This is a genomic window from Neisseria dentiae (genome assembly GCF_024580525.1).
GTDB classification, from domain to species: domain Bacteria; phylum Pseudomonadota; class Gammaproteobacteria; order Burkholderiales; family Neisseriaceae; genus Neisseria; species Neisseria dentiae_A.
Map to the genome: position 1 here is coordinate 71,671 of NZ_JANIKQ010000003.1, position 17,985 is coordinate 89,655.

The following is a 17,985-nucleotide window of genomic DNA, read 5'->3' on the forward strand; positions in this document are numbered from 1 at the left end:
AGTTTTCAAAAGCATAATAGGCCGTCTGAAAACTTTCAGACGGCCTATTATGCTTTTGCCTATTCCGCTTCACCACCTAAATACTGCCGTAAAAAATCAATAAACACCTGCACTTTTTTCGGCAGCAAACGGGTGCTGGTAACCGCATACAAGGGCGAAGACAAGCCCGACCATTCGGGTAATATACGTTGCAGCTCATGGTTTCTCACCACGATATCGGGCAAGAGCGCAATGCCCATGCCTTGTTTTGCCAAACGCTCCAACAAACCTAAGCTTTGCCCGATCAAAATGGCATGAAACGCAACGGTTTTTTCTTCATTACCGCAAAACAGCCGCCATTGTTCCTGCCGAAACGCCAGGCATTGATGTTGTGCCAACTCATCAAACGATCGGGGCGTGCCGTGTGCCGCCAAATAATCGGGCGAGGCATACAGATGGGTGTGATAAGTCGCCAGTTTGCGGGCAATCAAGTTGATGTCTTTCGGCTCACCCATGCGTAAAGCCACGTCGAACGGCTCGCCGATTAAATCCACTACCCGCGGGCTGGTGTCTATGTCCAATGTAATTTTTGGAAATTGCTGATAAAACAAAGGGGCAAGCGGTACAAATGCCTGATAGGCAAAATCCACCGGCATGGAAACCCGCACCGTGCCCGACGGTTCGGACAGCATTCCGGTTAAGGTTTCATGGATGGTTTCGGCTTCCTGAACGATTTGCACCGCTTTGGCAAAATAAAGGCTGCCCGCTTCGGTGAGTTCAATTTTGCGTGTGGTGCGGTTCAGTAGGCGCAAACCGATGCGCCGTTCCAATTTCTGAATGCGCAAAGACACGGTGGAAGTGGCCAAATTCAAACGTTCGGCGGTTTTGGCAAAACTTTTGTTCTTCACCACTTCGACAAATAATTGCATATCGTCGAGCGAATTCATGCTGATTATCCATTTAATCGAATAGTATTTTTAATTTTAGCACGTTTATTTATTTTTTAATGGCAAATAGAATGCCACTCATCACCAAAACACCATAAGGTTTGAATCATCATGAAACTACTCAGCCCCATTCAATTTTCCCGTTTTTCACTTAAAAACCGCATGGTCATGGCGCCCATGACGCGCAGCCGTGCCGGCATTGACGGCATAGTGGGCGATAATGTGGCGGAATATTATGCACAACGTGCCGGCGCGGGTTTGATTTTGTCGGAAGCCATCAATATTTCGCCCGATGCAATCGGCAGCCCGTTTACGCCAGGTTTGTACAACGACGGGCACATTCAAGCATGGCAAAAAGTCACCCAAGCGGTGCACGACAAAGGCGGCGTGATGGTGGCGCAGTTATGGCATACCGGGCGTGTCGGGCATTCCGTTGACCGTCATGGCCATCTGCCCGCCGCACCGTCGGCCGTTGCCATCAAGAGCATGCAGCACTTCACATCGCAGGGCGTAAAAGACTTTGAAACGCCGCGCGCGTTGAGCCTGTCTGAAATCAAACAAACGCATGCGGACTATATTCAGGCAGCCAAAAATGCCATTGCCGCAGGCTTCGACGGGGTGGAGTTACACATGGCAAACGGCTATTTACCGCAACAGTTTTTTGCCGACAGCAGCAATCTGCGTGATGACGAATACGGCGGCAGCATCGCCAACAAAGCCCGTTTTACCTTGGAAGTGATGCAGGGTTTGATTGACGCCGTTGGCGGAGACAAAGTCGGCATTAAAATCTCGCCGCTGCACCCTTACGCCGATATTGCCTTTGATGATCCGGTTGCGAGTTACGATTATTTGATCAACGAATTGAATAAGCTGGATTTTGCCTTTGTGGAGCTGATGAAACGCAGCCCGATGTTTCCTTTGCTGCCGCATTATCCGCAAGATGACGAAATCGAATTATTCGGCTCGAAAATCAAGCACACTTTGATCGCCGGCACCGGCTATGGGCGTGAAACCGGCGAAGCGGAATTAGAAAAAGGTATTGCCGATTTGGTGGCGTATGGCACGGCATTTATCGCCAACCCCGATTTGCCGGAACGGTTTGAGTTGAACGCCCCGTTGAACCAAGCAGATAGAAATACATTTTTCGGCGGCGGCAATCAGAGCTATATCGATTATCCGAGGTTATGATTTTTAATGAAATGGAAACACCGTCTAATATGATGTTTAGACGGTGTTTTTCGTTTTCAATGCGCCGCAGATGGGTAGCTTGCAAAGCTCTCAAGCCGTTTTTTCAGACAGGCATTCATAAGGCCGTCTGGAAAGATGCAGAGCAAGCCCGAGCATGACAAAACTGTTCATAAAATTAAGCAGTTTCACGATACGGAGCAAACCCTCAACGCGGCAAACCAGCCAGCCAAGCGCGTACTTGCCGGTTAACCGTTTGCGCCTGCGCGCCCCGAATCGCCAGTTTGACACCGTCGCGCTCGCTGCCGCCTTTAACCGACAGCCCCGTTAACACGGTGCAGCCTGTGCATAAGCGTTTTACATCGTCAAAACCGCTGCCGACGCCGTAACCGCCGTAGGTATTGAACGGCATCACGGTTTTGCCGCGCAAATCGGTGCGCGAGAGCCAGCTTTTCACCGGCGGCGGCAACTGCATGCCCCAGTGGGGAAGCCGAGATAAATGGTGCGGTAAGCGCGCACATCGCGTGCCAGCGGTTTGAGCGGCGGCAGGTAGCCCCGTTCGTTTTCGCGCCGCACTTGTTCGACTGTTGCACGGTAGTTTTGCGGATACGGCGTTTGCGTGTCCAATTCCGCCAAGTCGCCGCCGGTTTGCTGCTGAATCATGCGGGCAACGGCGGCGGTGTTTTGCGTGCGGCTTAAATACACAATCAGCGGTTTTTCCGTCGCTTCGGCGGCCACGGCAGCCGGGGCGGCTGCGCCAACCGCTGCCAGCGCAATCATCAATAAGGCTTTCATGTTCATTTCAACCTCATCATTGTTCGGCATTTTTTCAGACGGCCTCAAACCGCTCCAGGCCGTCTGAAAGGTTGATGCGCTTAATCATGAATCTTCCAGCCGCTCAACCATTTCACCCGCTCGGGGTCGCGGTGGTCGAAAAACAGGCTTTTGCCGGTATCAAGCGCGGCAATCTGCGCCATCTCCTGCGCGTTCAGCTCGAAATCGAAAATCTGTGCGTTTTCAATCACGCGCGCGAGGGTAACGGATTTGGGAATCACCGCCACGCCGCGCTGGTTGAGCCAGCGCAGAATCACCTGCGCCACGCTCTTGCCGTGTTCGGCGGCAATGGCGGACAGCACGGGATGTTTGAAAATATCATTCTGCCCTTCGGCAAACGATGCCCAAGATTGGGTCAGGATACCGTACTCGCGGTGGAAGGCCACTTCAGTTTCGCGCTGGTAAAACGGGTGCAGCTCAATTTGGTTGACGGCGGGCACGGTGTCGTGATGGGCAATCAAATCGGCCACGCGGTCGGGATGGAAATTACTCACACCGATGGCGCGGATTTTACCCGCTTTCAGCGCTGCTTCCATCGCCCGCCATGCACCGTGAATGTCGCCGTACGGTTGGTGGATTAAATACAAATCCACATAATCCAAACCGAGTTTTTGCAGCGAAACATCGAGCGCTTTCGCGGCGGCGGCCTCACCGGCATCCTGCACCCACAGCTTGGTGGTGATGAACACGTCATCGCGCGACACACCGCTTTGCTTGACGGCGCGGCCGACCGCTTCTTCGTTCATATAGGCCGCCGCGGTGTCGATCAGGCGGTAGCCGTTTTGCAATGCACCGATTACCGCCGCTTCGGTTTGCTCGGGCGCAATTTGGTATACGCCGAAGCCCAGCATGGGCATGGTGATGCCGTTGTTGAGGGTTGCGGTTTTCATGGGCTTATCCTTTCTGTTCAAAACAGATGATATTGTAAGCCTGTTTTCCGGCGTTGATTAGCGGGGTAAAATCGCAAAGCCTTGTGAATTTTTTTCAGTAATTCCCCTACCATGAAAGAAAACCTCAACGACCTGCGCGCCTTTTTGATGGTGGCGCAAACCGGCAGCTTCACCAAAGCGGGCGCGCAGATGGGCGTTTCCGCCTCGGCGTTAAGCCATGCCATCCGCGCGATTGAAGAGCGCCTGCAAATCAAACTCTTTCACCGCACCACGCGCAGCATTTCGCTTACCGAAGCGGGCGAGCAGCTTTATGCCGAGCTTTCGCCGCTGTTTGAAGCCGTCGATGCCAGCATCGACAATCTGGGCAGCTTCCGCAACACCCTGCGCGGCAGCCTGCGCATCAACGGCAACCAGCACGCCTTCCGCTATGTGCTGTGGCACAAACTGGAAAGCTTTGTCCGCGATTATCCCGAAGTGCAGTTGGAATTGAGTAGCGAAACCCGTTTTGTCGATATCGTCGCCGAACGCTTCGACGCGGGCATCCGCTTGGGCAGGCATGTGGCGCAGGATATGGTGGCCGTGCGCATTTCGCCGCCGTTAACCGTGCGCGTGGTCGGCAGCCCCGATTATCTGGCGCGGCACGGCACGCCGCAGACACCCGCCGACCTTTCCGCGCATGCCTGCCATTCTTCGCGGCTGCCGTCTTCGGGCGGCGTGTGGCCGTGGGATTTCCGCCATCCCGAAAGCGGCGAAACCCTGCTGTTCCACCCGCAGGCGCGCCTGCTTGCCAACAACAGCAGCGAACTGCTCAAACAAATCGCGCTCTCCGGCTTGGGCTTGGTATGCGTGTTCGACGACATCGTGCGGCAGGAACTCGACAACGGCGAACTGGTGAGCGTGCTCGACGATTGGGCGATGCGCTACGACGGCTATTATCTCTATTACCCCAACCGCCGCATGAATTCGCCGCTGCTCAAAGCGTTAGTGGCGGCATTGCGGGAATGACGAAAAGAAGTTGTGGCGATATTTTTGAATTTTGCAATGGCTTCAGGCCGGGGCCTTTACAGAATTCCTTTCAGCCTTTTAAAACCTCTACGTCAAGCCCGGGTATTGACGGGATACAGATATTTTTAGGAGCGAACCGACGTTAAAAAAGCCCGGGCCGTCTGAAAAGTTTTTCAGACGGCCCGGGCTTTTGTAAAGATTGAGGCCTTTGCAAAATTCAACACCTGAAAAACCTGATTTCCGTCATTCCCGCGTAGGCGGGAATCCAGACGCTTGGTATTCAAGTATTTGTTTAACCAATAATTCAATACTTCCATCTGGATTCCCGCCTACGCGGGAATGACGATAACTGGATGTTTCAGACGGCCTCAAAGAATTTTGCAAAGGTCTCAGATTGTCTACCTGCCGAATCAAACACATTCCGCCAGTTTCTTCACAATCTCCGCGGCCGCTTGGCTTTTATCGGTTTCGGGGAAGGCGGTTTCACCTGTTTCAGTGATGATGGTGATGCGGTTGACGGCTTTGCCCATCGCAGTGGCCACATCATTGGCCACCAGCATGGGGATGCCTTTCTTCAGCCGCTTGGCGCGGGCGTGTTCGAGCACGTTTTCGCTTTCGGCGGCAAAGCCCACGCAAAACGGCGCATCGGCCAGCTTGGCCACGGCGGCGAGAATATCGGGGTTTTCGGCCAGCTCGATAACGGGCGGCGCACCGGCGGGGTTTTTCTTCAGCTTTTGCGCGCTGCTGTTTTTCACTTTGTAGTCGGCCACGGCGGCCACCGAAATGAAAATGTCTTGGCCGCCGATGCGGTTCATCACCGCGCGGTACATGGCTTCGGCGCTCACGGCCTGCTCGGTGTGCGCCAAACCGGCGGGTATGCCTGTTTGAATCTGGCCGTAAACCAGGCTGACTTCCGCTCCGGCGGCACGGCAGGCGCGGGCGAGCGCCATGCCCATTTGGCCGCTGGAAATATTGGTGATGCCGCGTACGGGGTCGATGGCTTCAAACGTTGCGCCTGCCGTTATCAGCACTTTTTTGCCCTGCAATAATTTGCCGACCCACATATCGGGCAACAGGTCGGCCAGCTCGGCGGCTTCGGGCATACGGCCCACGCCGGTTTCGCCGCAAGCCTGCTCGCCTTCGGCGGGCTGGAACACGGTGATGCCGTCTGCAAGCAGCTGTGCGATATTGCGTTGGTTGGCGGGGTTGAACCACATTTCCACATTCATGGCGGGTGCCACGGCCAGCGGGCATTTGCGCGCGGCGGCCAGATTGGTAAGCAGGTTGTCGGCGATGCCGCACGCGATTTTGGCGATGGTATTGGCACTGGCCGGCGCAATCAGAAACACGTCGGCCTCGCGGGTGAGGTTGATGTGCGCCATACCGTTGCCGTCGGCCCCGCCGCTGTGTGTTTCGGCCAGCACGGGGTTGCCGCTTAAGGCTTGAAAGGTGAGCGGCGAAACGAATTCTGTTGCGGCGCGGCTCATCGCCACGGTTACGCTGTGACCCTGCTTTTTCAATAGGCGCACGAGTTCGCACGATTTATAGGCGGCAATGCCGCCGCTGATGCCGAGTAGGATGTGTTTGCTCATAATCAATTTTGTTTGGGTGTGAAAGGCCGTCTGAAAACACGGCCTGCGCTTTTCAGACGGCCTTATCGTTTGGAAACGGCGGCGGACTTCAGCGCCTGCTGCTGGTGGCGCACCAGCTCTGCCACGCCTTTCTGCCCCAATCTGATCAGTTCGCCCAGCTCCGCCACGCTGAACGGCGCGCCTTCCGCCGTGCCCTGTATTTCGATGATTTTGCCCGAGGCGGTCATCACCATATTGACATCGCTCTCGCAGCCGGAATCTTCGGGGTAATCCAAATCCAGCAGCGGCACGCCGCCGACCACGCCGGCCGACACCGCCGCCACGGCTTCGCGCACGGGGTTGTGCAGCAGCATACCCGCCGCCAATAATTTATCCACCGCCATCTGCAAAGCCACAAATGCGCCCGTGATGCTGGCGGTGCGCGTGCCGCCGTCGGCTTGGATAACATCGCAGTCGATTAAAATCTGCCGCTCGCCCAGGCTTTCCAAATCCACCACCGCGCGCAGCGAGCGGCCGATCAGGCGCTGGATTTCCTGAGTGCGCCCGCTCTGTTTGCCCGCCGCAGCCTCGCGGCGCATACGCGAAGCGGTGGATGCGGGCAGCATGCCGTATTCCGCCGTTACCCAGCCCTGCCCTTTGCCGCGCAGAAACGGCGGCACGTTTTCGTCAACCGATGCGGTGCAGATTACTTTGGTGTTGCCGCATTCGATTAGCACCGAGCCGTCGGCATGGGGCAGAAAATCGGGCGTGATGCGGATTTCGCGCAAAGCATCGGCAGCGCGCGAAGTGCGGGTGTAGGCAGTCATCGGTTTTATTCCTCAAATTCGATATGCGCGGATTATAACACGCACAGATATGGTATATTTCGGCCGATTTCACTCGCAAACACCACACGGAGTAAAACACCATGACCATCCACAGCATGACCGGCTTTGCCAACGCCGCAGGCGAATGCGGCGCCAAACGCATCAACTTGGAAGTGCGCGCCGTCAACCACCGCTATCTCGACGTGCAGTTCCGTATGCCCGACGATTTGCGCCATCTCGAAAGCAGCCTGCGCGAAAGCATCGCCGCCCGCGCCGCCCGGGGCAAACTCGAGTGCCGCATCCAGATTCAAGACATCGCCTCTGGCGCGCAAAGCCTGAACGTGAATCAGGATTTGGTGGCGCAACTGGCCGAGATCAACAAAAAATGGCGCAAAAAACACGAAGGTTTGGGCAAACTCACCGTGGCCGACATTCTGAAATTTCCCGGCGTGCTCGCCAGCCAAAACGAAGACGAAGAAGCCTTCGCCCAAACCGTGCAGCAACTGTTAAACCAAGCCTTAACCGATTTTGCCGCCGCCCGGGCGCGCGAAGGCGAAAAACTGGCGCAGCACCTGCTGAGCCGCCTAGACGAAATGGAAAATATCATCAACAACCTAAGCGGTATTTTCCCCGGCCTGCTCGAAGCGCATATGGAAAAAGTGAGGAGCCGTCTGAAAGAAGCGGTGGAAACCATCGACAACGACCGCCTGCAACAGGAATTCACCCTGTTTATGCAGAAGTCCGACGTCGACGAAGAATTCAGCCGCCTGCGCACCCACATCGGCGAAGTGCGCCGCATTGTTACCACCGCCAAAGGCAGCGTGGGCAAACGTTTGGATTTTCTGATGCAGGAACTCAACCGCGAAGCCAACACGCTGGGCAGCAAGGCCATCGCCGCCGAATGCACGCAGGCATCGGTGGAATTGAAAGTGCTTATCGAGCAGATGCGCGAACAGGTGCAGAATATCGAATAAACGCTTGCTCCTAATTCATTGTATTTTTATCATATTTATTTGCCGTCATACCCGGGCTTGACCCGAGTATGACAGATCAGTTTCCTACATAAATAGAAGTTCTACAAACCATGCAGGCCGTCTGAAAACCATTTTCAGACGGCCTGCCGCCTTTCAAAAACAACCCCGCCCGCAGCCGTTCCGCCCTACCCGCCCTGTGCTACAATTCCATTCCCTTTTCCACTCCACCGCAAACCGCCATGACCACACCCGCCATCGAACACGTTCAAGCCGTTGCCTTTGATTTGGACGGCACGCTCTGCGATTCCGTGCAAGACCTCGCCGCCGCCGCCAACGCCACCCGCGAACACATGGGGCTGCCGCCGCTGCCCGAACACACCGTGGAAAGCTATGTCGGCGACGGCCTCGCCAACCTCGTCCACCGCGTGCTCACCGACAGCCGCGACGGCCAAGTAGACCAAAACCGCTGGGAGCAGGCATTTACCTTTTTCATCCGCTACTACCGCGAACACCTGAGCGTGTTCACCCGCCCCTATCCCGAAACCGAAGCCGGCTTGGGCCTGCTCAAATCGCTGGGCATTCCGCTGGTGGTGATTACCAACAAAAACGAAGTGCTGGCCGCCGAGCTGCTGAAACAGCTGCACTTGGCCGACTATTTCAGCCTGATACTCGGCGGCGACAGCCTGCCCGAGAAAAAACCCAGCCCGCTGCCGCTGCTGCATGCCGCCGAAGTGCTCGGCATCGCCCCCGCCGATATGCTGATGGTGGGCGACTCCGCCAACGACATTCTCGCCGCCAAAGCCGCCGGCTGCCTGAGCGTGGGCGTAACCTTCGGCTACGGCGACATGCCCCTGCTCTCGCAAGAGCCTGCCACCAAACCCGACTGGCTGATCGGCTCGCTGCCCGAAATCTACGAAAACCTGCAACCGCAAAAAGCGCAGGACGAATAACGTTGAGGCCGTCTGAAATCCTTTTCAGACGGCCTCAAACTTTTTTTATAGTTAAACCGCTTACTTTAAGTAACCATTTCGTCATACTCGGGCTTGGCCCGAGTATCTCATGTTGCTGAAACTCAAGATACCCGGGGCAAGCCCGAGTATGACGCATGTACTTTTCTTTAAGTTGGTTAACCATATCCCCGCCGCCGTTTGGAGCCTCCGCTCTCTCTTAATAAAAAATACTTGCCTAAACAATAGTTCATGGCTATATTCCAAAGCGTTTGTTTTGTTAACAAATGTACTGTTTTGTTATGCAGCGGCAACCTGCCGCCGGCGCGTTTATTTCCAAAGGATGAAAGGACACATTATGCAGAAACCGTTATTCAAGCTGACTGCGCTGGCCGCACTCGCTTTAGGGCTGGCAGCCTGCGGTTCCGAGAACAAATCAGGCGGTTCCGCCGATAGCGGTGGCGGCAATGCCACCCTCGTATATTGCTCGGAAGGCAGCCCCGGCGGCTTCGACCCCGGCCAATACACCGACGGCGCCACTTTCGACGCCTCCGCCCACACCCTCTACAACGGCCTGGTTCAATTTAAAATCGGCACCACCGATATCGAGCCTGCACTGGCCGAAAAATGGGATGTTTCCGAAGACGGCAAAACCTACACCTTCCACCTTCGCAAAGGCGTGAAATTCCACACCACCGATTATTTCACCCCCACCCGCGATTTCAATGCCGACGACGTTGTGCTCACCTTCCAGCGTATGCTGAACAAAGACTTCCCCTATAACAAAGCTTATCCCGCCGAATTTCCCTATGCTTCCGATATGGGTTTGACCGAAGACGTGGCATCGGTTGAAAAAGTCGACGACTCCACCGTTAAAATCACCCTGAAAAACATCAACGCGCCCTTCCTGCAAAACCTGGGTATGCCTTTTGCCTATATTCTTTCGGCAGAATACGCCGCCCAACTGGAAAAAGCGGGTAAACAGGCCGACATCAACACCAAACCCGTCGGCACCGGCCCGTTTGTGTTGAAGTCTTACCAAAAAGACCAACAGATCCGCTATGCCAAACACCCCGAATATTGGAACAAAGGCAACGTGAAAATCGACAACCTGATTTTCGCCATCACCAAAGATTCCGGCGTGCGCGCGCAGAAAGTGGAAGCGGGCGAATGCAGCCTGTCGCGCTATAACAAAGTGGCCGAAGTGGAAGCCGCCAAAAAATCCGGCAAAGTGAACGTGGAATCGCGCGAAGGCTACAACACCGGCTATCTGGCCTTTAACACACGCGAGGGCAAATTGGGTGCCGACCCGAAAGTGCGCGAAGCGCTGGATTTGGCCATCGATAAAGACGCTATCATCAAAGCCGTGTTCGCCGGCTCCGGCAAACGCGCCGCCGGCCTGCTGCCGCCGAGCCAATGGGGCGTGGACACCAATCTCAAACCCTCGGCCTATGATCCCGAAAAAGCCAAAGCGCTGCTGAAAGAAGCCGGTGCGGAAAACAAAGAAATCGCCCTGTGGTATATGCCGGTTCAACGCCCGTATAACCCCAATGCCAAGCTGATGGCCGAAATGATTCAGGCCGACTGGGCCAAAGCGGGCATCAAAGCCAAACTCGTTACCTACGAATGGGGCGAATACCTCAGCCGCGGTAAAAAAGGCGAAGCCGACAGCATGCTGATCGGTTGGACCGGCGATAACGGCGACCCCGACAACTGGTTCGGCAACCTCTTCAGCTGTGCGGCGGTAGGCGGCAGCAACTACGGCGGATTCTGCGATAAAGAGTTCGACAAAACCGTTGCCGAAGGCCGCGCTATTACCGATAAAGAAAAACGCACCGCCATTTATATGCAGTCGCAAAAACTGCTGACAGAGAAAAAACCGGCCGTGTTTATCGCCCACTCGATTACCGATGCGCTGTTGGCGAAAAACGTGAAAGGTTATGTGCTCGAGCCTTTGGGCAGCACCCGCTTCGAAGGCGTGAGCGTGGAATAAGCGCAAAAAACACCGTTCGGTCTGCCCGCAGGCCAAGCGGTGTTTTCTTTTCAGACGGCCTTTCGTGAAATACGGGGCCGTCTGAAAAGAAAACACTCCAAAAAATATAGTGGCTTAAATTTAACACGGACAAGGCGACGAAGCCGCAGACAGTACAAGTAGTACGGAACCGATTCTGTTGCCGCTTCAGCGGCTTACAAAATCGTTCTCTTTGAGCTAAGGCGAGGCAACGCTGTACGTGTTAAATTTAAGCCACTATAAAACGCCCGAACACCAACCCAACCAAGAGCAACACCGATGCTTTCTTATATTCTGCGACGTATTTTATTGATGATACCGATCTATATCGGTTTGACGATTTCCACATTCACCCTGATACGGCTGGTGCCCGGCGACGTGGTTACCGTGATGATGGGCGAGCGTTCGGTTGATCCGGCCGTGCGCGAAGCCATGATGCAGCGGCTGGGTTTGGATAAACCGATTATCGTGCAGTATTGGGATTATCTGACCAAAGTGCTCAGCGGCGATTTCGGCGAAACTTTCCGCACCCGCACGCCGGTGCTGCAAGACTTCTTTTCCCACTTTGTTCCCACGCTGGAGCTGGCGTTCTGCGCGATGGTGATTGCCACCGTGGTCGGCGTGTCGCTCGGCATTATCGCCGCCCTCAGGCGCGGCACCTGGCTTGACTACATTCTGATGAGCGGCGCACTGGCCGGTTATTCGATGCCGATTTATCTGCTCGGCCCGATTCTCACCGGCATTTTCGCCCACTATCTGGGCTGGCTGCCGGTTTCGGGCGTGATCAACGTGATTAAATTTATCGACGTGCAGCCGGTAGGCAGATCATGGCTGTTGGGTGCGTTATTGTCCGGCAACTCCGCCGCCCTGTGGGACGTAATCAAACATTTCATTTTGCCCTCCGTTGCGCTTTCCACCATTCCGCTGGCCATGATCGCCCGCATGACGCGCTCAGCCATGCTCGAAGTGTTGGGCGAAGATTATGTGCGCACCGCCAAGGCCAAAGGCTTGTCGCCCGCCCGCATCATCTTCGTTCACGTTTTGCGCAACACCATGATTACCGTGGTTACCGTGGTCGGCCTGCAAATGGCCACGCTGATGGCCGGTGCGATTCTCACCGAAACCATCTTCAGCTGGCCGGGTGTCGGCACCTGGCTGCTCGACGGCTTTTTCAGCCGCGATTACCCGATTGTGCAAAACGGCATTCTGCTGGTGGCCACCATGCTGATGTTTATCAGCCTGCTGGTTGATATTACCTATGGCCTGATTAACCCGCGAATCCGCCATGCCTAATCATGAATAAAAATAAAAGAAGAAAGATAGCTATGTCTCCGCAAACCACTTCCACCGCCGCTGCCGCACAGGTTACGCCGCCCTCCGAATGGCAGCAGTTTGTTTCTGCCTTTTTAAAAAACAAGGGCGCAACGGCCGGGCTGCTGATTCTGGTTCTGATGGTGCTCGCTTCCGCGCTGGCACCGTGGATTTCCCCTTATGATCCCAATATCCTGCATTCGGGTAAAGAACAGCTTCCGCCCCTTCTCTTCGGCGGCACTTCCGAATTTATTTTCGGCACCGACGATGCGGGGCGCGATACCTTGTCGCGCATTTTGCACGGCAGCCGCTATTCGCTGCTGATCGGCCTGGCCTCCACCCTCACCGCCATGGTATGCGGCGTGGCTTTGGGGCTGATGGCGGCATTTTGGCCGAAAACGTTGGGCAAAGTGATTATGCTCGTTAACGATATTTTGATGTCCTACCCCGGCCTGCTGCTGGCAATCATCATCGCCGCCATTCTCGGCCCCTCGATGACCAACACCGTGTTGGCGATTTCACTGGTGTGTATGCCGCCGTTTATCCGCATCACCCGCGCCACCGCGCTGGTGGAGTTGCAAAAAGACTACGTTACCGCCGCCCGCGTGATGGGCGCCGGCCTGCCGCGCTTGATGCTGATTACCGTGCTGCCCAACTGCATGGGGCCGCTGATCGTGCAGGCCACCATGATTTTTTCCACCGCCATTCTCGAAGCGGGCGCCATCGGCTTTTTGGGCTTGGGCGTGCAACCGCCTTCCGCCGAATGGGGCGCGATGTTGGGCAACGCGCGGCAATATATCCAAAGCAATGTGTGGATGGCCGTGTTCCCCGGTTTGGCGATTTTCATCGCCGCCTTGTCGATTAACCTTACGGGCGACGGCTTGCGCGACGCGCTCGACCCGAAACTGAAGCAGGTGTCGTGATGGAAGCGAAACAACCTTTATTAAGCATTGAAAACCTGCAAGTGGTTTTCGGGCAGGGCGCGCGCGCTTTTCGCGCGGTCGATTCGGTGAGCCTAGAAGTATCGTCGGGCGAAGTGCTGGCGGTGGTGGGCGAATCCGGCTCCGGCAAATCGGTGTCGATGATGGCGCTGATGGGGCTGCTGCCGAATACCGCCGCCATCCGGGCAGACAAAATGCTGTTCGACGGCAAAGACATGCTGAAACTTTCCGCCAAAGAAAAGCGCAAAATCATCGGCAAAGATATTTCAATGATTTTCCAAGACGCGATGACCAGCCTCAACCCGAGCTTCACCGTCGAAATGCAGATTACCGAAGTGCTCAAGGCGCACTTGGGGCTGAAAGGCGCGGCGGCCAAGGCGCGGGCGGTCGAGTTGCTCGAGTTGGTGGAAATCCCCGATGCCAAAGGCCGTCTGAAAGCCTATCCGCACCAATTGTCGGGCGGTATGAGCCAGCGCGTGATGATTGCGATGGCGCTGGCCTGCGAGCCGAAACTGTTGATTGCCGACGAGCCGACCACTGCGCTTGATGTTACCGTGCAGGCGCAAATCATGGATCTGCTCCACCGCCTGCAACAAGAGCGCGAGATGGCGATGATTCTGATTACCCACGATCTGGGCTTGGTGGCGCAACACGCCGAGCATGTGGCGGTAATGTATGCCGGCCAGGTGGTCGAGCAAAGCAGCGTGCCGCATATATTCGAAACACCCGCCCATCCTTATACCGAAGCCTTATTGCAGTCCATTCCCGAGTTTTCGCACGGAAAAGGCCGTCTGAAATCACTGCCCGGCGTGGTGCCCAGCCAATACGACCGCCCGGCCGGCTGCCTGCTCTCGCCGCGTTGCCCCTATGCGCGCGAAGCCTGCCAAACGCCGCCGCCCGTGTTAAACAGCCGCTACGGAAAAGTGCGCTGCATCAGCAGCAACTTAACCGAACTGCAAACCAAGGGAGCCGCCTAATGAGTGAAGTAAAAACCGTTGAAGCAAAAACCGTTCTGGAAGCCCGCGATTTAACCCGCCACTATCCGGTTAGCGGCGGCTTGGGCAAAGAGAAAAAAGTGGTGAAAGCCTTAAACGGCGTATCGTTCGAGCTTCAGGCAGGCAAAACGCTGGCGGTGGTGGGCGAATCCGGTTGCGGCAAATCCACGCTGGCCCGCCAGCTCACCCTGATTGAAACGCCCACTTCCGGCAGCCTGGCCATCAACGGCACCGAAACCGCCAAACTGGGTTCAGGCCGTCTGAAAGCAATGCGCACCGAAATCCAAATGGTGTTCCAAAACCCCTATGCCAGTCTGAATCCGCGCCAAACCATCGCCTTCCAGCTCACGGAGCCGCTTGCCATCCACACCAAACTGAGCAAAAAAGAGCGTTACGAGCGGGCGGTGGAAATGATGAAAACCGTCGGCCTGCGCCCCGAGCATTCCTCGCGCTATCCGCATATGTTTTCAGGCGGCCAGCGCCAGCGCATCGCCCTTGCCCGCGCCATGATGCTCAACCCCAAAATCGTGGTGGCCGACGAGCCGACTTCCGCGCTCGACGTTTCCATTCAGGCGCAGGTGCTCAACCTGTTTATGGATTTGCAGGAACAATACGGCACGGCTTATGTGTTTATCTCGCATAATTTATCGGTGGTCGAACATGTGGCCGACGACATCATGGTGATGTATCTCGGCCGCGTGGTGGAACACGGCAACAGCGAAACCGTATTCGCCAAGCCGTTGCACCCTTATACCCAAGCGCTGCTTTCCGCCGCACCAAGCTTGAAAGAGCAGAAAGTACAGCTCAAACTTGCCGGCGAACTGCCCAGCCCGCTCAACCCGCCCAGCGGTTGCGCACTGCACCAACGCTGCCCGCACGCCCAAGCGCGCTGCGCACAGGAAGTACCCGAATTGCGCGAATGGCAGGGCCGCAAAGTGGCCTGTTTGCGGCTGGAAGAAATCGCCGCCTGAGGTTTCTCGCAAATAACCATGAGGCCGTCTGAAAGTTTTCAGACGGCCTCATTTGTTATCAAATCGAGACCTTTGCAAAACCTCATGAACACCAACAGCCGTCATTCCCGCGCAGGCGGAAATCCATCTTAAAATTTTATAAACTTATTTTATTCAATAGTTTGCCATTCAAAAATGGGTTCCCGCCTGCGCGGGAATGACGTCGATTCTTTGCACAGTGGTTTTTCAGGGAGTTTTGCAAAGGTCTCAGGCCGTCTGAAATGTTTGATTTCGTCATTAGCTTCGCAAGTCCGCTGCACGGGGGCAGTGCAGCGGACTTGCGAAGCTAATGACGGGACACAAATGCTGTCAGGTTTGAATTGGTTTTTTGCAAAGGTCTCAAACCTTCATTGCAGATTCAAACCGTTAAAGCGAATCAACTTAACAAAAAGCACATAAATCATACTCGGGCTTGACCCGAATATCTCACATTTCTGAAACTCAAGATACTCGGGCCAGGCCAGATTATGACGAAGCGTACAAAAAACCGGCCTACCCCAGCGACTTTACCGCCTGCTCCACCAAATCAGGCGTGAGTTTGTTCAAACAATCGGTGTGCCCCAACGGGCATTCGCGTTTGAAACAGGGCGAGCAGTCCAAATTCAGGCTCACAATGGCGGCGCGGTCGCTTAACGGCGGTGTGTGGTCGGCGCTGGACGAGCCGTACACCGCCACCAATTTGCGCCCCAAAGCGGCAGCCAGATGCATCAGGCCGCTGTCGTTGCAGACCACGGCTTCGGCACAGGCCAATAAATCGATGGCTTCCGCCAAATTGGTTTTGCCGCACAAATTAATGCAGAGGCCGTCTGAAAGCGTGTTGATTTCTTCTGCGGTTTCAAAGTCTTTTTGCGAGCCGAACAGCCAAATCTGCCAGCCCGAGCGGGCATAGCGGCGGGCCAGCTCGGCAAAGTGGCGGGCGGGCCAGCGTTTGGCGGGGCCGTATTCGGCTCCCGGGCAAAAAGCCAAAACGGGCTTGGCGGTGTCCAAGCCGTGTTTGGCCAGCGCGGCCACTTTGCTGTCTGCATCGATTTTGAACAACGGATTACCCGAACGCCCGTTGAATTCAGCTTGCGAGGGATAGGCCAGCGCGGTATAGCGGTCAACCATCAGCGGCAGCGCGGCCTTATCGAGTTTGCGGATGTCGTTGAGCAGCAGATAGCGCGATTCGCCCACATAGCCCGTGCGCTGTTTGATGCCGGTGGCCGCCGCAATCAGAGCTGATTTAAGCGAGCCGGGCAGCACGATAACCTGATCGTACCCGCGCCGCCCCAACTGCCGCCCCGTCTGCCAGCGTTTCTTCAGCGCCAGCGCGCCGTGGCCGAACGGGTTTTCGATGATTTCGTTGATTTCGGGCATACGCTCGAACACGGCCATCGACCATTTGGGGGCGAACACGTCGATGGTGGCGCCGGGGTGCAGCTCGTGCAGACGGCGGTAGAGCGGCTGCGTCATCACGCAGTCACCTATCCAGCTGGGGGAAATAATCAGGATTTTTTTCGGCATGGTTATCGGTGTGGTTCGGTGTTTTTGAATATGGCGCGTATTGTATAGTGAATCCAATTAATTTTCAGTACAAGGCAGCAAGCCGAAGACAGTACAAATAGTACGGCAAGGCGCAGCAACGCCGTAATGGAAATTAAGTGGATTTACTAATACTGCAAAGCCGTGCCTTTGCCTTATATCAAAAGGCCGTCTGAAAAAACACGCCCGCCGTTTGCGGCGGTTTTATAATGGGCGGCGTAATTAAATTTCACAGAGAACTTACGCCATGAAACAATATACTCTAGACCCCCAAGCCCTTATCGGCGGCGTAATCGCCGAAGACAACGACCAACAGCTCGTGCAGCTTTCGCTGCAACGCGACAACGAAATTCCCGTTTACGAAACCGACGCCATCGTGCTTCTGATTGTGCTCAACGGCAGCGCGCAAATCACCACCGAAAAAGAAACCATCGACACCCGCGGGCTTCAGGTGGTGCGTTTGGAGCCGCACGAGGCCCACAGCATCCGCGCGCTCGAAAACCACACCAACATTCTGGTGGTGAAACAACTCACACACGAACTGGTGTTCAGCAAAAAACTGCGTTTCGGCAGCTGCTGCCTGTAAATAAACGGAGACCTTTGCAAAACCGTCAGATACGGATGCAGTTCAAGGCGTAGCAGCGCAGCGAGCGCAGACATATCAAATACAAGGCTAAGCGAGCGGGCAGTACCCTAAAGGGCATAAGCGCACAACGCAGAAATACGCCGCAGATGGCGGTTTTGCAAAGGTCTCAAACGGCAAAAGGCCGTCTGAAAAACATATTTCAGACGGCCTCGTTTGATAACGGTTTATTTCGCTTCTTTATCGGCTTTCAGCAAAATCGCATACAGTTGGTCTTTCAGATGCAGCTTCTGTTTTTTCAGCTCTTCGATTTCGTTCAAGCCTTCGGTTACCGGGTTATTGGTTAAGCCGGTGATTTTGTCGTCCAGCTCGTTATGCTCGTCAAACAAACGGGCGAAGTGGGCATCTTCTTGTTTTAATTTAGAAATCAAATCGCGGTATTCGGGGAACATTT

At 55.3% G+C, this 17,985-nt stretch carries 18 protein-coding genes; 10 read left to right on the plus strand and 8 right to left on the minus strand.

Features of this window, described 5'->3' with window-relative positions:
* Positions 1-59 precede the first annotated feature (59 nt).
* A complete protein-coding gene (locus NQ012_RS03175; RefSeq protein WP_257066110.1) occupies positions 60-926 on the minus strand; it encodes a LysR family transcriptional regulator in 867 nt (288 codons plus the stop codon).
* 111 nt (positions 927-1,037) lie between these two features.
* On the opposite strand from NQ012_RS03175, the gene NQ012_RS03180 reads away from it, so the two are divergent.
* Positions 1,038-2,114: an alkene reductase gene (locus NQ012_RS03180; RefSeq protein WP_257066111.1), complete on the plus strand. Its 1,077-nt coding sequence runs from the start codon at positions 1,038-1,040 to the stop codon at positions 2,112-2,114.
* 205 nt (positions 2,115-2,319) lie between these two features.
* Here NQ012_RS03180 and NQ012_RS03185 read toward each other — a convergent pair whose 3' ends face one another.
* From NQ012_RS03185 to NQ012_RS03195, 3 genes are all read right to left on the minus strand, one after another.
* Positions 2,320-2,586, minus strand: coding sequence for a flavodoxin family protein (locus NQ012_RS03185; RefSeq protein ID WP_257066113.1), 267 nt, complete (start codon positions 2,584-2,586; stop codon positions 2,320-2,322).
* On the minus strand, positions 2,565-2,912 hold the full coding sequence (locus NQ012_RS03190; protein ID WP_257066115.1) for a hypothetical protein: 348 nt from the start codon (positions 2,910-2,912) through the stop codon (positions 2,565-2,567). Before NQ012_RS03190 ends, NQ012_RS03185 begins: the two co-directional genes overlap by 22 nt.
* 74 nt (positions 2,913-2,986) lie before the next feature.
* Positions 2,987-3,835 (minus strand): aldo/keto reductase, encoded by an 849-nt coding sequence (locus tag NQ012_RS03195; RefSeq protein WP_257066117.1) that lies wholly within the window; start codon positions 3,833-3,835, stop codon positions 2,987-2,989.
* Between the two features lie 111 nt (positions 3,836-3,946).
* Between NQ012_RS03195 and NQ012_RS03200 the strand changes: the two genes are divergently transcribed.
* On the plus strand, positions 3,947-4,840 hold the full coding sequence (locus NQ012_RS03200) for a LysR family transcriptional regulator (protein ID WP_257066119.1): 894 nt from the start codon (positions 3,947-3,949) through the stop codon (positions 4,838-4,840).
* A 410-nt stretch (positions 4,841-5,250) separates the two neighbouring features.
* Here the strand turns inward: NQ012_RS03200 and coaBC are convergent, their stop codons facing one another.
* Together coaBC and rph are read right to left on the minus strand one after the other, a co-directional pair.
* Positions 5,251-6,432 carry a bifunctional phosphopantothenoylcysteine decarboxylase/phosphopantothenate--cysteine ligase CoaBC gene (coaBC, locus tag NQ012_RS03205; RefSeq protein ID WP_257066120.1) on the minus strand — a complete coding sequence of 394 codons (1,182 nt, stop codon included), beginning with the start codon at positions 6,430-6,432 and terminating at the stop codon, positions 5,251-5,253.
* Between the two features lie 62 nt (positions 6,433-6,494).
* Positions 6,495-7,238: a ribonuclease PH gene (rph, locus tag NQ012_RS03210; protein WP_257066121.1), complete on the minus strand. Its 744-nt coding sequence runs from the start codon at positions 7,236-7,238 to the stop codon at positions 6,495-6,497.
* Between the two features lie 101 nt (positions 7,239-7,339).
* On the opposite strand from rph, the gene NQ012_RS03215 reads away from it, so the two are divergent.
* The 7 genes from NQ012_RS03215 (at position 7,340) to NQ012_RS03245 (ending at position 15,388) form a co-directional block, all read left to right on the plus strand.
* Entirely contained in the window at positions 7,340-8,212 is an 873-nt protein-coding gene (locus NQ012_RS03215; protein ID WP_257066122.1) for a YicC/YloC family endoribonuclease, read from the plus strand.
* A 239-nt stretch (positions 8,213-8,451) separates the two neighbouring features.
* Positions 8,452-9,162, plus strand: a complete 711-nt coding sequence (locus NQ012_RS03220) for a phosphoglycolate phosphatase (RefSeq protein ID WP_257066124.1) — start codon at positions 8,452-8,454, stop codon at positions 9,160-9,162.
* A gap of 355 nt (positions 9,163-9,517) precedes the next feature.
* Positions 9,518-11,152: an ABC transporter substrate-binding protein gene (locus NQ012_RS03225; RefSeq protein WP_257066126.1), complete on the plus strand. Its 1,635-nt coding sequence runs from the start codon at positions 9,518-9,520 to the stop codon at positions 11,150-11,152.
* A 297-nt stretch (positions 11,153-11,449) separates the two neighbouring features.
* Positions 11,450-12,463: an ABC transporter permease gene (locus NQ012_RS03230; protein WP_257066127.1), complete on the plus strand. Its 1,014-nt coding sequence runs from the start codon at positions 11,450-11,452 to the stop codon at positions 12,461-12,463.
* Positions 12,464-12,495: 32 nt separating this feature from the next.
* Positions 12,496-13,404: an ABC transporter permease gene (locus tag NQ012_RS03235; RefSeq protein ID WP_257066128.1), complete on the plus strand. Its 909-nt coding sequence runs from the start codon at positions 12,496-12,498 to the stop codon at positions 13,402-13,404.
* Positions 13,404-14,399, plus strand: a complete 996-nt coding sequence (locus NQ012_RS03240) for an ABC transporter ATP-binding protein (RefSeq protein ID WP_257066130.1) — start codon at positions 13,404-13,406, stop codon at positions 14,397-14,399. The genes NQ012_RS03235 and NQ012_RS03240 overlap by 1 nt, the downstream gene beginning before the upstream one ends.
* Complete coding sequence (locus NQ012_RS03245) at positions 14,399-15,388, plus strand: peptide ABC transporter ATP-binding protein (RefSeq protein WP_257066132.1); 990 nt, start codon at positions 14,399-14,401, stop codon at positions 15,386-15,388. Before NQ012_RS03240 ends, NQ012_RS03245 begins: the two co-directional genes overlap by 1 nt.
* A gap of 531 nt (positions 15,389-15,919) precedes the next feature.
* On the opposite strand, the gene waaF is transcribed toward NQ012_RS03245, so the two are convergent.
* The gene (gene waaF / locus NQ012_RS03250; protein ID WP_257066209.1) at positions 15,920-16,930 is read right to left on the minus strand and encodes a lipopolysaccharide heptosyltransferase II; all 1,011 of its coding nucleotides are present in this window, start codon (positions 16,928-16,930) and stop codon (positions 15,920-15,922) included.
* Positions 16,931-17,195: 265 nt separating this feature from the next.
* Here waaF and NQ012_RS03255 point away from each other — a divergent pair, with 265 nt between their 5' ends.
* Entirely contained in the window at positions 17,196-17,534 is a 339-nt protein-coding gene (locus NQ012_RS03255; protein ID WP_085365503.1) for a hypothetical protein, read from the plus strand.
* A 224-nt stretch (positions 17,535-17,758) separates the two neighbouring features.
* On the opposite strand, the gene NQ012_RS03260 is transcribed toward NQ012_RS03255, so the two are convergent.
* The gene (locus tag NQ012_RS03260; protein ID WP_257066135.1) at positions 17,759-17,983 is read right to left on the minus strand and encodes a YdcH family protein; all 225 of its coding nucleotides are present in this window, start codon (positions 17,981-17,983) and stop codon (positions 17,759-17,761) included.
* Between the last annotated feature and the right edge of the window lie 2 nt (positions 17,984-17,985).

Excerpts from the sequence above, each read along its gene's own strand:
- NQ012_RS03175 (WP_257066110.1), bottom strand. The coding sequence starts at position 926 with ATGAATTCGCTCGACGATATGCAATTATTTGTCGAAGTGGTGAAGAAC.
- NQ012_RS03180 (WP_257066111.1), top strand. The coding sequence starts at position 1,038 with ATGAAACTACTCAGCCCCATTCAATTTTCCCGTTTTTCACTTAAAAAC.
- NQ012_RS03185 (WP_257066113.1), bottom strand. The coding sequence starts at position 2,586 with ATGCAGTTGCCGCCGCCGGTGAAAAGCTGGCTCTCGCGCACCGATTTG.
- NQ012_RS03190 (WP_257066115.1), bottom strand. The coding sequence starts at position 2,912 with ATGAACATGAAAGCCTTATTGATGATTGCGCTGGCAGCGGTTGGCGCA.
- NQ012_RS03195 (WP_257066117.1), bottom strand. The coding sequence starts at position 3,835 with ATGAAAACCGCAACCCTCAACAACGGCATCACCATGCCCATGCTGGGC.
- NQ012_RS03200 (WP_257066119.1), top strand. The coding sequence starts at position 3,947 with ATGAAAGAAAACCTCAACGACCTGCGCGCCTTTTTGATGGTGGCGCAA.
- coaBC (WP_257066120.1), bottom strand. The coding sequence starts at position 6,432 with ATGAGCAAACACATCCTACTCGGCATCAGCGGCGGCATTGCCGCCTAT.
- rph (WP_257066121.1), bottom strand. The coding sequence starts at position 7,238 with ATGACTGCCTACACCCGCACTTCGCGCGCTGCCGATGCTTTGCGCGAA.
- NQ012_RS03215 (WP_257066122.1), top strand. The coding sequence starts at position 7,340 with ATGACCATCCACAGCATGACCGGCTTTGCCAACGCCGCAGGCGAATGC.
- NQ012_RS03220 (WP_257066124.1), top strand. The coding sequence starts at position 8,452 with ATGACCACACCCGCCATCGAACACGTTCAAGCCGTTGCCTTTGATTTG.
- NQ012_RS03225 (WP_257066126.1), top strand. The coding sequence starts at position 9,518 with ATGCAGAAACCGTTATTCAAGCTGACTGCGCTGGCCGCACTCGCTTTA.
- NQ012_RS03230 (WP_257066127.1), top strand. The coding sequence starts at position 11,450 with ATGCTTTCTTATATTCTGCGACGTATTTTATTGATGATACCGATCTAT.
- NQ012_RS03235 (WP_257066128.1), top strand. The coding sequence starts at position 12,496 with ATGTCTCCGCAAACCACTTCCACCGCCGCTGCCGCACAGGTTACGCCG.
- NQ012_RS03240 (WP_257066130.1), top strand. The coding sequence starts at position 13,404 with ATGGAAGCGAAACAACCTTTATTAAGCATTGAAAACCTGCAAGTGGTT.
- NQ012_RS03245 (WP_257066132.1), top strand. The coding sequence starts at position 14,399 with ATGAGTGAAGTAAAAACCGTTGAAGCAAAAACCGTTCTGGAAGCCCGC.
- waaF (WP_257066209.1), bottom strand. The coding sequence starts at position 16,930 with ATGCCGAAAAAAATCCTGATTATTTCCCCCAGCTGGATAGGTGACTGC.
- NQ012_RS03255 (WP_085365503.1), top strand. The coding sequence starts at position 17,196 with ATGAAACAATATACTCTAGACCCCCAAGCCCTTATCGGCGGCGTAATC.
- NQ012_RS03260 (WP_257066135.1), bottom strand. The coding sequence starts at position 17,983 with ATGTTCCCCGAATACCGCGATTTGATTTCTAAATTAAAACAAGAAGAT.